This is a genomic window from Sphingosinithalassobacter sp. CS137 (assembly GCF_014334115.1).
Taxonomy (GTDB): domain Bacteria; phylum Pseudomonadota; class Alphaproteobacteria; order Sphingomonadales; family Sphingomonadaceae; genus Sphingomonas.
On the sequence record NZ_CP060494.1, the window covers coordinates 1568511 to 1581490 of the forward strand.

Sequence of the window (12980 nt, forward strand, 5' to 3'; positions counted from 1 at the left end):
GTCGAGGAAACCCAAGCGCCGTTGCGGGAGCGACTGGCGCACCACGCCCCCGCGCGATAGAGCAACGCCATGGCGGTGGACGAACGCGCGAGCAAAGGACCCAGCAGGCGCACGATTCTGATCGGCGGCGGCCTGGGGCTCGGGCTGGTGGTCACCTGGGCAGTATGGCCCCGCACCTATATGCCGAACCTGACGGCCGAGCCGGGCGAGACGATCTTCGGCGCCTGGCTGAAGATCGGGACCGACGGCCATGTCACCGTCGTCGTGCCGCAGACCGAGCTGGGGCAAGGCGTCTATACCGGGCTCCCGCAGATCCTGGCCGACGAGCTTGGCGCCGACTGGAACAGCGTGGGCGTCGAAGCCGCGCCGCTCAATCCGCTCTATGCCAATCCGCTCGCTTCGGTGACGCTGTTCGAGACGAGCCTCGGCGCGCTGCCCGAGGGGCTCCAGCGGACGCATGCCACCCGCAACGCACTGGTCCTCACGGGCGCCTCTTCCTCGGTTCGCACGTTCGAGGACCAGTTGCGCCTGGCGGGCGCCTCGGCGCGGGTCCTGCTGTGCAAGGCGGCGGCGCGGCGCTGGGGTGTCGACTGGCAGGCGTGCGGCACGGCCGACGGCTATGTCGTGCGCGGCAACGCACGACTTCCCTTCGGCGCGCTGGCGGCAGAGGCCGCCGACGAAAGCCTGCCCGATCCGGTGCCGCTGCGCTCAGGCGAGGGGAGCCGCCTCTACGGGGCTGCGGTGCCGCGGCTCGACGTGCCGGCCAAGGTGGATGGCAGCGTCAACTATGCCGCCGACATCCGCCTGCCCGACATGGTCTTCGCCTCGGTGCGCCAGGCGCCGCCGGGCACCGGAGAATTGACCGGCCTCGACGAACGCGCGGCCAATCGCGTGCGCGGAATGCTGGCCGTGGTGCGTGCCGACCGCTGGGTCGCCGCGGTCGCGGACAACTGGTGGGCAGCCGATCGCGCGCTGGAAGCGATGCGCCCCCGCTTCGCCATCGAAGGCGAGGTTCTCAACAGCGATTCGATCGAGGAAGCGCTCACCCAGGCACTGGAAGGTGACGGCGTGCGCATCGCCAGCCAGGGCGACCTCGCCGCCACCTTCCGGGACGCGCGCGTGGTGACCGGGGAATATCGCGTCGGTCTCGCGGTTCATGCCGCTGTCGAGCCGATGACCGCCACCGCGGCGTTCCGCGACGGTCGGCTAACGCTGTGGGCGCCGGCGCAGGCGCCTGGCCTGACTCGCGCCGCTGCGGCCCGCGCGGCGGGATTGAGCGAAGAGCGAGTCACGCTTCACCCGGTCATGGCGGGCGGCTCGTTCGGCGCCAGGCTTGAGCATCAGGTGGCAACGCAAGTGGCCGTGATCGCCAAGCAGCTCGAACGGCCGGTGCAGTTGACCTGGTCGCGTGCCGAGGATCTGCGGCAGGACCGCTTTCGTCCCGCCGCGGCCGCGCGCATGGCCGGGCGAATCGAAAACGGCAGCGTCACCGGCTGGCTCGCCAAGATCGCCGCCCCCGCCACGAGCCGGGAACTGGCCGATCGGCTGCTCGGCAGCGACCCCTTCATCGCCGCGTCGCTCGCCATCCCCACCGGGCGCGATCCGAGCGCCGTCGCAGGCGCCGTTCCGCCCTATGCGATCCCAGCCTATGCCGTCGATCATCATCCGGCCGAGCTGCGCGTGCCGACCGGTCATTGGCGTTCGGCGGCGCACAGCTACACGGCGTTCTTCACCGAGTGTTTCCTCGACGAACTCGCCCATGTCGCCGGAGTCGAGGCGCACAGCTTTCGCATGGCGATGCTGCGCGAGCAGCCGCGGCTGGCACGATGCCTGACAACGGTTGCTCAGCTCGGCGGCTGGCGAGGCGGCGTGCAGGGGAGCGGCCAGGGCATCGCCTGCCACGCCTTTCGCGGCAGCTACATCGCCGTGCTGGCCGAGGCGCGGCTCGGCCGCGACCGCAAGGTGCGAGTCGACCGGCTGGTGGCGGCGGTCGACTGCGGGCAAATCGTCAATCCCGATCTGGTGCGCCAGCAGATCGAAGGCGGCCTGATCTTCGGCATGTCGGCGGCAGTCGGCGCAAGCACCGAAATCAGCGATAATCTGCCGACGCACCAGCGGATCGGACAACTCAACCTGCCGCGCCTCGCCGACACCCCGGAGATCATGGTCGAGCTGATCCGCAGCGGCTCGGATCCGGGCGGTGTCGGCGAAATCGCCGTGCCGCCGGTCGCCCCGGCGATCGCCAATGCCCTTCAGGCGTCGACCGGAGTACGCTTCCGCCGCCTGCCGCTTCTTTCGGAGCTCGAATGACCCCCCCCCAAGATCACCCGGCGATTCCGCCACGCCGCATCGGCGTGCTCCTCATCAATCTCGGCACGCCCGACGCGCCCGATGCGCCCGCGGTGCGCCGCTATCTGGGCGAGTTTCTGTCCGATCCCCGCGTGGTCGAGATCCCGCCGCTCGTGTGGCAGCCGATCCTGCGCGGCATCATCCTGCGCACGCGGCCGAAGCAATCGGCGCATGCCTATTCGCAGGTGTGGCAGGAGGAAGGATCGCCGCTCGCCGCTGTGACGAAGGCACAGGCCGCAGCCTTGCAGGGTAGCTGGGGCCCGGACGTCACGGTCGACTGGGCGATGCGCTACGGCAATCCGGCGATCGGAGACCGGCTGCGCGCGATGAAGGAAGCAGGCTGCGAGCGCATCCTGCTGGCGCCGCTCTATCCCCAATATTGCGCCGCGACGACGGCGACCGCGAACGACAAGGCCTTCGCGGCGCTGGCCGGAATGCGCTGGCAACCGGCAGTGCGGACGCTGCCGCCCTATCATGACGATCCCGCCTATATCGGCGCGTTGAAGCAATCGGTGGAAACGGCGCTCGCCGAACTGGATTTCACCCCGGACGCGCTCATCGCCAGCTTCCACGGCATGCCCGAGCGGACGCTGCACCTTGGCGATCCGTACCACTGCCACTGCCGCAAGACCGCGCGGCTGCTGGGCGAGGCGATGGGCCGCGAGCTTCGCGTCGCTTTCCAGTCGCGATTCGGCCGCGCAAAGTGGCTCGAGCCGGCGACCGATGCTACGCTGGCCGCGTTGCCCGGCGAAGGCGTCCGCAAGGTCGCAATCCTCGCCCCCGGCTTCTCCGCCGATTGCCTCGAGACGCTCGAGGAACTCGCCATCCGCGGCCGCGAAACCTTCCTCGAGGCGGGAGGAACCGATTTCACCTATCTGCCCTGCCTCAATGCAAGCGACACCGGGATAGCGATGTTGCAAACGATCCTGTCGCGCGAGCTTGCAGGCTGGACGGACGCCGCCTAGCGTCGCGGCAACCAACAGGAGAGGAACGGCACATGGCACGCGTAGCGATCGTCACCGGCGGAACGCGCGGCATCGGCGAAGCGATCAGCCTGGCGCTCAAGGATCAGGGCGTCCGCGTCGCAGCCAACTATGCCGGTAATGACGAGAAGGCGCGCGCCTTTACCGAACGGAACGGCATCGCCGCGTTCAAATGGGACGTGGGCGATTTCGCTGCATGCGCCGCGGGCGTGAAGCGCGTTGAGGAGGAACTCGGCCCGGTCGAGATCCTCGTCAACAATGCCGGCATCACGCGCGACGCCACGCTGCACAAGATGACCGCCGAGATGTGGGACGAAGTGATTCGCATCAATCTTGGCGGATGCTTCAACATGGCGCATGCCTGCTACCCCGGAATGCGCAGCCGGCGCTGGGGCCGCATCGTCAACATCGGCTCGATCAACGGACAGGCAGGGCAATATGGCCAGGTGAATTATGCCGCCGCGAAATCGGGCATCCATGGCTTCACCAAGGCGCTGGCCCAGGAAGGCGCGCGATCGGGCGTCACCGTCAACGCCGTGGCGCCCGGCTATATCGATACCGATATGGTCGCCGCGGTTCCCCCCGAAGTGCTGGAAAAGATCGTCGCAAAGATTCCAGTCGGCCGGCTCGGCCAGGCGAGCGAGATTGCGCGCGGCGTGGCATTCCTCTGCTCGGAGGAAGCGGGCTTCGTGACCGGATCGACGCTGTCGATCAACGGCGGCCAGCACATGTACTGAGGCGGGCGTCGAAAGGGCGGGCGTCGAAAGGGCCGGCCCCGAAGGACCGGCCCCCACCCCTCGATACGCTACGCGAGGGAAGTTACGCGACAACTGTTGTCGGTGTAGCGAGGTTCCGTTGATTCCAAGCTGAACAGCGTGGTTATCGGACGTTCAGGAAGCTGAAGATTCCGCTGCGGGGCTGACGCTCGCGCGCTGCCGTCGCTATGGGGTCTTTGGTGCGTATCTTCCTGTCGATCCTTCTCCTGATCCTGCTCGTCCCGGGCTATTCCGGTGAAGCGCCGCTGCGGCGGCCCTCCGGCACTCCCAGCCTGAGAGCCACGCCCGTCGCGCTGTTTCCGCTGGCGCCGCACGAGCGGCAGCTGGGGCCGCTCACCTATCTTGGCGGGCTGCGACTGGCGAGCGGCGATCCGGCTTTCGGCGGCTTCTCCGCGCTCGCGGTGGAGGGCGACCGGTTCACGCTGCTGAGCGACGGCGGCAACTTCCTCCGCTTCCGGTTGGGCGCCGACTGGCAGCCGCGCGACGTCGAGGCCGGATCGCTGCCCGACGGCCCCGGCACCGGCTGGTCCAAGGAGGATCGCGACAGCGAATCGGTGGCGATCGACTCCGCGAGCGGCCGGATCTGGGTCGGATTCGAGCGGGACAATGCGATCTGGCGCTATGCCCCGGGCTTCGCGCGCGCCGAACGCCGGGCGAGGCCGCGCGAAATGTCCGACTGGTCGCTCAATCGCGGAGCAGAAGCGATGGCCCGGCTCGCCGACGGATCGTTCCTGGTCTTTGCGGAAGACGTGGTGGAGAGTGACGCCTCGCTGCATCCGGCGCTGTGGTTCCGCAGCGATCCCACCGAGCCTCCTCGGCGGGGCTTCGCTTTCCGATTCCGCGCGCCCCCCGGCTATCGGCCGGTGGCGGCGGCGGAATTGCCGAGCGGCGACATTCTGGTGCTCACGCGCGCGGTTTCGATCGCTCGGGGATTCACTGCAAAGCTGGTCGTGGTGCCCCGCGCGGCGATTCGTTCGGGCGCGACGGTGGGCGGGCGCACGCTCGCAACGTTCGCGCCGCCTGCCCTGCACGATAACTTCGAGGCACTCGCCGTCACGCGTGAAGGCGGCGCAACGATCCTGTGGATCGCGTCGGACGACAACGAGAGCCTGTTTCAGCAGACGCTGCTGCTGAAGTTCCGGCTCGACGCGAACGCCGCGCCGGAACGCTGAGGTTTCAGGCCGCTGCGGACGTGCCGGCGACGGCCTTGCGCACGTCGCGCTTCAGGCGGCGGGCGCGCAGCGAGAGATCGTCGTCACGGGTCTTGAGCAGCCAGTTGTCGAGACCGCCGACATGCTCGACCGAACGCAGCCCGTGCGTCGAAACGCGCAGGCGGACGCTGCGGCCCAGCGCGTCGGACATCAGCGTGACGTTCTGCAGGTTGGGCAGAAAGGTGCGCTTGGTCTTGTTATTGGCGTGGGAAACATTGTGTCCCACCTGCCGGCCCTTGCCGGTGAGTTCGCAGATGCGCGACATCGCTAGATTCCTGAGTTTCGGGGTTGCCCGGAAAGGCGGCGCCGATAGCCATTCTGGGACGCGGCGTCAACCAATTCCCCATTTACCACAGGGCGACGATGGTGGATAGCATCCACGCTGCGCAAGCAATCCAAAGGGGGGAGATTGAATGATGCGTGCGATTCTAGCCTTGATCGGAATAGCTGCTCTCGTACTCGTCGGTCTCATGGCGCTCGGAATGCTGCGCTTCGAACAGCAGGACGACGCCGCACTGCCGAAGATCCGGTTCAGCATGGAGGAAGGGCGGATGCCCAGCTTCAAGGCGGAGACCGGCAAGATCTCGGTCGGGAGCACCAACACCACGGTCGAACTGCCGACGGTGGAAATGCGCAACACCACCATTTCGCTTCCGACGCTCGAGGTTGAGCAGGCGTCGAACGGCACGGCGGCGGCGAAGGAAGAATAGGACCACCCACCGATTCGGTCCGGCCACCTTCCGGCGCGCCCGTGCCGCCGGTGACGACGCGGGCGCATTGGGCTAGGCGAGACCGCCATGTTTCCGATGCCTCCAGCAATGCGCGCGGCGCTCGAGGCCGCGCGCGTCGCGGGCGAGGCCGGCGAAGTGCCGGTCGGCGCCGTGATCGTCTGCGGCGGCGAGATCGTCGCCGGCGCCGGCAATGCGCCGCGCAGGTTGCACGATCCCACCGCCCACGCCGAGATTCGCGCGATTCGCGAAGCAGCGGCGCGGCTGGGGCGCGAACGACTCGAGGATTGCGACCTGTGGGTTACACTCGAGCCCTGCGCGATGTGCGCGGGCGCGATCGCCCATGCGCGAATCGCGCGGCTCTATTTCGGCGCGAGCGATCCCAAGGGCGGCGCGGTGGAACATGGCCCGCGCTTCTTCACGCAGCCCACCTGCCACCACCGGCCGGAAGTCTATGGCGGCATCGGCGAGAGCGAGGCCGCCGCGCTGCTTCGGGAATTCTTTGCCGCGCGACGCGGCTGATGCCTCCCCGGCGCAGCCGGGGAGGCGCGAGCATCAGTTGGTGTAGCTTTCCTGCACTGGCACGATCTTGATCTCGACCCGACGATTTTCCGCACGGCCCTCCTCGGTGTCGTTCGACGCGATCGGCTGGGTTTCGCCGAAACCGCGAGTGGCGATTCGCGCCGAGTTCACGCCATTGCTGGTGAGATAGTCGGCGACCGAACGCGCACGCCGCTCCGACAGCGTCTGGTTGTAGGCGTCGCTGCCGGTCGAATCGGTATGGCCGTACACATCGACATACGTCTGCTCATATTGCGAGAGCACATCGGCAACCTGATCGAGCGTCGGGCGGAACTGCGGCTGCACGGTTGCGCTGTCATAGCCGAAGGTGATCCCCGACGGCATGTTGAGGATCAGCTCGTCGCCCTGGCGGATGACGTCGACGTCGGTCCCCGCGGTACGGCGGCGCAGCTCCTGCTCCTGGCGATCCATATAGTTGCCGACCGCGGCGCCGGCGATGCCGCCGATTCCCGCACCGATGATCTTCTCGGTCCGGTCGCGGCGCCCGCCCACGAGATCGCCGAGCAGATAGCCGCCCAGCGCGCCGCCGACGCCGCCGATCGCGGCCTTGGAAATCCGGCGCTCGCCGGTCACCGGGTCGGTGACGCAGGCGGCGGTCACGGTCATCGCGGCCAGTGCCGAGGCAGTGAGAAGCTGGGGTATCAAGCGCATTGCGGTCCTCCTTGCGGGCGATTCCTGTGGGGCGGAAACAGCTGCCCCGGGCGGCTTGTTCCGCAGCCGGATTGAACGGCGGATGAGCGAAACCCCTCCGCGCCCATTGTGAAACACAGGATTCTATGACTATGGAGGGGCGCTGGCTATGCACCCGCTTCCCCCCTTCCCCTGGATCGACGTCGCGATCATTCTCGCGCTGGTCGCGTTGAACGGCCTTTTCGCCATGTCCGAGCTGGCGATCGTCTCCGCCCGCAAGGCACGGCTGGACGCGATGGCGCGCGTCGGCCGGAGCGGGGCAGCGACTGCGCTGCGTCTTGCCGCCGATCCGGGCAAGTTCCTTTCCACCGTGCAGATCGGCATCACGCTGATCGGCATCGTGGCCGGCGCCTATTCGGGAGCGAGCCTGGGCGGCCCCGTCGCCGCGCGGCTCGAGCTGCTGGGGCTGAGCGCCGAAACGGCGCAGACCGCGAGCCTCGCCCTGGTGATCGGCCTCACCACCTATGCCTCGCTGGTGATCGGCGAACTGGTGCCCAAGCAGTTCGCGCTGCGCTCGCCCGAGCCGATCGCCGCGATGGTCGCCCTGCCGATGCTGTGGCTCAGCCGCATCACCGCGCCGATCGTGTGGCTGCTCGATTCGACCAGCGCGCTGCTTTTCCGCCTCGTCGGCCTCAGCCGCGAATCGGAAAACCGCGTCACTGCGGAGGAGCTGCACCTGATCGTCGCCGAAGCGACCCGCTCGGGCGTGATCGAGGAGCATGAGCGCACGATCATCTCGGGCGTCGTGCGGCTCGCCGACCGGCCGGTGCGCGAAGTGATGACGCCGCGCACCGAAGTCGACTGGCTCAACGCCGATCTCGACGAAGCCGCGATCCGCGCCGCGCTGCTCGAAACGCCGCACACACGGCTGCCGGTGGCGGAAGGCTCGGTCGATTCGGTGATCGGCGTGGTACAGGCGCGCGATATCGTCTCGGCGATGGTCCGCGGCGAACCGCTCGACCTGCGGCGACTGATGCGCGAGGCGCCGGTGCTGCCCGATCAGGTCGATGCAATGGACGCGCTGGGCGCGCTGCGCCGCGCCGATGTCCCGATGGGCTTCGTTCATGACGAATATGGCCATTTCGAAGGGATCGTGACTCCGGCCAATCTGCTCGCCGCGATCGCCGGCGACTTCGCGTCCGACACCGATCCGGGCGATTCGCCGAACATCGTCGAGCGCGAGGATGGGTCGCTGCTCGTCTCGGGCCAGATGGCGGCCGATTCGCTCGCCGATCGGCTCGGAATCGATCTGCCCGAGGATCGCGACTATGCGACCGTGGCCGGGCTGGCGCTGGCGGCGCTCAAGCACCTGCCGGTCGAAGGCGAAGTGTTTCGCGAGCACGGTTTCCGCTTCGAGATCGTCGACATGGACGGTCGCAAGATCGACAAGCTGCTGGTGAGCGAGGTCGACGAAGACTGAGCCCCCCGCTCAGATCAGGCACGAACCAGCAGTTCCGCCTCGCCCAGTTCGACCACAGGCACTTCCCAGGGATGCGCTTCGAGAATTGCCTCCAGAGCGCGCGCGAACGCCTCAACAGCAATCTCCGCAGCAACGTGCACCGTCAGCACCAGCGTGGGCGAGGCCGCCGGCACGCCAGGCTCACCGAACGCGGGAGCGGCACGATCGCCGGGCGTGAACAGCTCCCAGCCGGGCGCAAGCTCGATCACTGAGCGGTAGATGCCGAAGTCGCCCAGCCCCGTATGCGCGCGGACGGCCGCAAGCATCTTCGCCAAGGTGGGATCACCCAGGTCCGTCGGCGATTCTCCCGCCGCGACTCGGCGCAGCACCTCCACACCCACGGGGCAATAGATTCGCAGCACCCGCACCCGGCGAGTCCGCACACCCGCGCCGATCACCGCGTCGGCACCGGTTCCTCGCTGGAATAATCGTAGAAGCCGCGCCCGGTCTTGCGGCCGTACCAGCCGGCTTCGACATATTTGATCAGCAGCGGCGCGGGGCGGTATTTCGGATCGCCGGTGCCTTCGAACAGCACCTTGCAGATTTCCAGGCACGTATCGAGCCCGATGAAATCGGCCAGCGTCAGCGGCCCCATCGGGTGGTTGAGCCCCAGCTTCACGGCGGTGTCGATGTCGGGGATCGTCGCCACGCCCTCGCCCAGCGCGAAGCAGGCTTCATTGAGGAAGGGCATCAGCACGCGATTGACGATGAAGCCCGGCGCGTCGTTCGCGTGGACGATCTCCTTGCCCAGCGTCTTGCCGAACGCCTCGACCGCCGCAACCGTGGCGTCCGAGGTCGCAAGCCCGCGGATCAGCTCGATCAGTCCCATCACCGGAACCGGGTTGAAGAAGTGGACACCCATGAAGCGCGCTGGATCGGGCGCCGCCTGCGCCAGCCGGGTGATCGGGATCGACGATGTGTTGCTGGCGAGGATCGCGTCGTCGCGCAGCACCTTGCCGACCGCTTCGAAGATCTTGCGCTTGACCTCCTCGCGCTCGGTCGCTGCTTCGATCACCAGATCGCACGGCGCCATCGCCGACACGTCTCCCACCGGCTCGATGTGGGCGAGCGCCGCGTCCCGATCGGACTGGCTGATCTTTTCCTTCGCAACCGCACGGTCGAGCTGCTTGGCAATGCCCGCCTTGCCCTTTTCGGCGTGCGCGAGGTCGAGGTCGGAGAGCAATACGCGATAGCCGGCCTGTGCCGCCACCTGCGCGATGCCCGCACCCATCTGACCCGCACCGATTACGCCCACCGTCTTCATGTCGATCTCCCTGGATTTTTCCCGCCCCCTATCGGGATGGCGGGGAGCGACCGCAAGGCTTCAGGGTGCCCTGCGCACCGGCTGCGCTTCCGCCAGGATCAGCGCGAACCAGTCCTTGGGATCGGTCCATTCGGCGATCGGAGTCCAGCCGCCCGCGCGCAGCAGCAGCCGCGCGTCGCGCGGGCCGTATTTGTGGCTGTTCTCGGTGTGGATCGTCTCGCCCGCCGCCATTGCGAACGCGCGGCCCGCAACTTCGAACGTTACGTCGCTCAGCGCCTCGATGTGCATCTCGATCCGACCGATGCGATCGTTCCACACTGCCTTATGGCGAAAGGCATCGACCGGAATCGTGCCGTCCAGCTCGCGATTGATCCGTTCGAGCAGATTGAGGTTGAACGCCGCCGTCACGCCCGCAGCATCGTCATACGCCGGGATCAGAATCGCGGGTTCCTTCGCCCGGTCGATCCCGATCAGCAGCATCGCGCCCTCGCCCAGCGATCCGCGCATCGCCCGAAGCAGGTCCACTGCGGCGGGCGCGGTCATGTTGCCGACGGTCGATCCGGGAAAAAAGCCGAGCTTGGGCAGCGCCTTCACGGCATCGGGAAAGGCGATCGGCCGAAGAAAATCGGCCTCGACCGGATGCACCGGCAGACCCGGAAACGCATCGCCGAGCTGGGCCGCCGAATCGCGGAGGAACTCCCCCGAAATGTCGATCGGCACATAGGCCGACGGATCGGCCGCGGCGAGCAGGATCGGCGTCTTCGCCGACGAGCCGGAGCCGAATTCGACCACCGCACGCCCCGCCCCGGCGATCTTCGCCACTTCGGGGCAGGCGTCGCGCAACAGCGCGGTTTCGGTGCGCGTGGGATAATATTCGGGTAGATCGGTGATGTCCTCGAACAGCTCCGATCCGCGCCGATCGTACAGCCAGCGCGCCTGCACTGCCTTGGGCTTCTGCGACAGCCCCTCGAGAACGTCGTGGCGAAAGGCGGAGTCCGCGGGCGCGACACGCACTTCCTCAGCCTCGGGCTTCAGCATCTCAGAGATCCTTTGCGAGCCGGACGCCGGTGAACTGCCAGCGCTGATGGGGATAAAAGAAATTGCGGTAACTCGCGCGGACATGACCGCGCGGCGTGGCGCAGCTGCCGCCCTTCAGGACGAACTGCCCGCTCATGAACTTACCATTATATTCGCCCACGGCCCCCTCGGCCGCGCGGAAACCGGGATAAGGGCGATAGGCGCTGCCAGTCCATTCCCAGACGTCGCCGAAGAAGGCGGGACCGCACGACGACGGCCGCGGTTCGATCGGGCCAGCGCCGTCGAGCTGGTTGCCCCGCGCGGGATCGTGCGTCGCGGCGGCATGTTCCCACTCCGCTTCGGTAGGCAGCCGTGCTCCCGCCCAGCTGGCATAGGCATCGGCTTCATAGAAGCTCACGTGCGTCACCGGTGCCGCCGGGTCGATCGGGCGCCGGCCGTCCAACCCGAACCGCGTCCAGACCCCGTCCCGCCGCTCCCAGTACAGCGGTGCCCCGATCGCTTCCGCCTGAACCCAGGCCCAGCCGTCCGCGAGCCAGTGGCGCGGGTCGGCATAGCCGCCGTCGGCGATGAACGCGGCCCATTCGCCGTTGGTGACGGTGCGGTCGGCCAGCGCATGCGGGTGAAGCAGCTCGGCATGGCGCGGCCCTTCGCAATCGAACGCGAAGCCGCGGCTCTCCTCGTGGCCGATCTCCACTGTTCCGCTGGCGCCTTCGATCCACCGGACGGGGCCGGGCATCGGCACGGGGATCTTCGGCGCTCCCCGCCACACGGCGGGTTCGAGCGGATTGCACGAAAACAGGTGCAGCAGATCGGTGAGCAGCAGTTCCTGATGCTGCTCTTCATGATGGCAGCCGAGCGTCACCAGCGCCCGCGCCGCCTCGGGCAGACCGGACAGCGCCTCCGCGAGCGCCGCATCGACCGCGGCGCGCCAGCGCAGCACGGCGTCCAGCGTCGGCCGAGTGAGCATGCCGCGCCGCGGGCGCGCGTGGCGCGCACCTTCGGCTTCGTAATAGCTGTTGAACAGATAGGCGAAGCGCTCGTCGTGCAGCGCATAGCCCCGAACGTGATCGCGCAGCACGAAGGTCTCGAAGAACCAGGTCGTGTGCGCCAGATGCCATTTGGCGGGCGAGGCGTCGTCCATCGACTGGGCGGTGGCATCGGCATCGCTCAGCGGCGCAACGAGCGCTTCCGACACCTGCCGGACTCGGCGATAGCGCGAAAGGAGCTCGTCAGGGGCTTTCTCGCTGGCCGGGTTCGCTCGCATCCGCCTTCTCCTCACTCGGGCCGCAGCGGCCCCAATCGCCTGCGCGATCTTTAACGCCCCGCCTCAGCGCGAAGCTCCCGGCTCCCACAGAATATCGCCGCCTTCCGCCGCATTGGTGACGCGGGCGAAGACGAACAAATGGTCCGAAAGTCGGTTGAGATACGCCAGCGCTTGCGGATTGAGCGCAACCGCGCCCGCTGCGGCGACTGCCTCGCGCTCGGCACGACGCACCACCGCACGCGCGACGTGCAAGCACGCGGCGCCCATTCCGCCGCCCGGCAGCACGAAGCTGGTCAGCGGGTCGAGCCGTGCATTCATGCCATCAATTTCGGCTTCCAGCCGCGCGACCTGCGCCTGCGTGATGCGCAAAGCGGTGTCAGTGAGCGTGAAATCCTCACCCGGCGTCGCCAGGTCCGCGCCCAGATCGAACAGGTCATTCTGGATGCGCCGGAGCGGCACCGTTGCCTCGCTCGCTCCCAACGCGGCGATCGCCACTCCAATCGCGCTGTTGGCTTCGTCGACTGCGCCGATCGCCGCCATCCGCGCATCCGATTTGGGCAGACGCGAGCCATCCACCAGACCCGTGGTGCCGTCATCCCCGGTACGGGTGTAGATCCGGTTCAGCCGGACCAGCGG

The 12980-nt window shown here is 67.9% G+C and carries 14 protein-coding genes; 7 read left to right on the plus strand and 7 right to left on the minus strand.

Annotated features, from left to right (window positions below; all coding sequences use genetic code 11):
• Positions 1–69 precede the first annotated feature (69 nt).
• From H7V21_RS07735 to H7V21_RS07750, 4 genes are all read left to right on the plus strand, one after another.
• Positions 70–2310: a xanthine dehydrogenase family protein molybdopterin-binding subunit gene (locus H7V21_RS07735; protein ID WP_188056238.1), complete on the plus strand. Its 2241-nt coding sequence runs from the start codon at positions 70–72 to the stop codon at positions 2308–2310.
• A complete protein-coding gene (gene hemH / locus H7V21_RS07740) occupies positions 2307–3314 on the plus strand; it encodes a ferrochelatase (RefSeq protein ID WP_188056239.1) in 1008 nt (335 codons plus the stop codon). Before H7V21_RS07735 ends, hemH begins: the two co-directional genes overlap by 4 nt.
• A 32-nt stretch (positions 3315–3346) precedes the next feature.
• The gene (gene phbB, locus H7V21_RS07745) at positions 3347–4069 is read left to right on the plus strand and encodes an acetoacetyl-CoA reductase (protein ID WP_188056240.1); all 723 of its coding nucleotides are present in this window, start codon (positions 3347–3349) and stop codon (positions 4067–4069) included.
• 218 nt (positions 4070–4287) lie between these two features.
• Positions 4288–5280 carry an esterase-like activity of phytase family protein gene (locus tag H7V21_RS07750; RefSeq protein ID WP_188056241.1) on the plus strand — a complete coding sequence of 331 codons (993 nt, stop codon included), beginning with the start codon at positions 4288–4290 and terminating at the stop codon, positions 5278–5280.
• Between the two features lie 4 nt (positions 5281–5284).
• Here H7V21_RS07750 and rpmB read toward each other — a convergent pair whose 3' ends face one another.
• Positions 5285–5584, minus strand: a complete 300-nt coding sequence (gene rpmB, locus H7V21_RS07755) for a 50S ribosomal protein L28 (RefSeq protein WP_188056242.1) — start codon at positions 5582–5584, stop codon at positions 5285–5287.
• 148 nt (positions 5585–5732) lie between these two features.
• Between rpmB and H7V21_RS07760 the strand changes: the two genes are divergently transcribed.
• A complete protein-coding gene (locus H7V21_RS07760) occupies positions 5733–6029 on the plus strand; it encodes a hypothetical protein (protein WP_188056243.1) in 297 nt (98 codons plus the stop codon).
• Between the two features lie 108 nt (positions 6030–6137).
• On the plus strand, positions 6138–6569 hold the full coding sequence (locus H7V21_RS07765) for a nucleoside deaminase (protein WP_188056244.1): 432 nt from the start codon (positions 6138–6140) through the stop codon (positions 6567–6569).
• Between the two features lie 33 nt (positions 6570–6602).
• On the opposite strand, the gene H7V21_RS07770 is transcribed toward H7V21_RS07765, so the two are convergent.
• Positions 6603–7280: an OmpA family protein gene (locus H7V21_RS07770; RefSeq protein WP_188056245.1), complete on the minus strand. Its 678-nt coding sequence runs from the start codon at positions 7278–7280 to the stop codon at positions 6603–6605.
• 148 nt (positions 7281–7428) lie between these two features.
• Here H7V21_RS07770 and H7V21_RS07775 point away from each other — a divergent pair, with 148 nt between their 5' ends.
• Positions 7429–8739: a hemolysin family protein gene (locus tag H7V21_RS07775; RefSeq protein ID WP_188056246.1), complete on the plus strand. Its 1311-nt coding sequence runs from the start codon at positions 7429–7431 to the stop codon at positions 8737–8739.
• 14 nt (positions 8740–8753) lie between these two features.
• Here H7V21_RS07775 and H7V21_RS07780 read toward each other — a convergent pair whose 3' ends face one another.
• The 5 genes from H7V21_RS07780 to H7V21_RS07800 all read right to left on the minus strand — a co-directional run bounded on the left by H7V21_RS07780 (position 8754) and on the right by H7V21_RS07800 (position 12977).
• Positions 8754–9176 (minus strand): hypothetical protein, encoded by a 423-nt coding sequence (locus H7V21_RS07780; protein WP_188056247.1) that lies wholly within the window; start codon positions 9174–9176, stop codon positions 8754–8756.
• Positions 9173–10042, minus strand: coding sequence for a 3-hydroxybutyryl-CoA dehydrogenase (locus H7V21_RS07785; RefSeq protein ID WP_188056248.1), 870 nt, complete (start codon positions 10040–10042; stop codon positions 9173–9175). The genes H7V21_RS07780 and H7V21_RS07785 overlap by 4 nt, the downstream gene beginning before the upstream one ends.
• 60 nt (positions 10043–10102) lie before the next feature.
• Positions 10103–11080: an L-histidine N(alpha)-methyltransferase gene (egtD, locus tag H7V21_RS07790; protein ID WP_188056249.1), complete on the minus strand. Its 978-nt coding sequence runs from the start codon at positions 11078–11080 to the stop codon at positions 10103–10105.
• A 1-nt stretch (position 11081) separates the two neighbouring features.
• Complete coding sequence (egtB, locus tag H7V21_RS07795) at positions 11082–12344, minus strand: ergothioneine biosynthesis protein EgtB (protein ID WP_188056250.1); 1263 nt, start codon at positions 12342–12344, stop codon at positions 11082–11084.
• 63 nt (positions 12345–12407) lie between these two features.
• A complete protein-coding gene (locus H7V21_RS07800) occupies positions 12408–12977 on the minus strand; it encodes a cob(I)yrinic acid a,c-diamide adenosyltransferase (protein WP_188056424.1) in 570 nt (189 codons plus the stop codon).
• Positions 12978–12980: the final 3 nt, after the last annotated feature.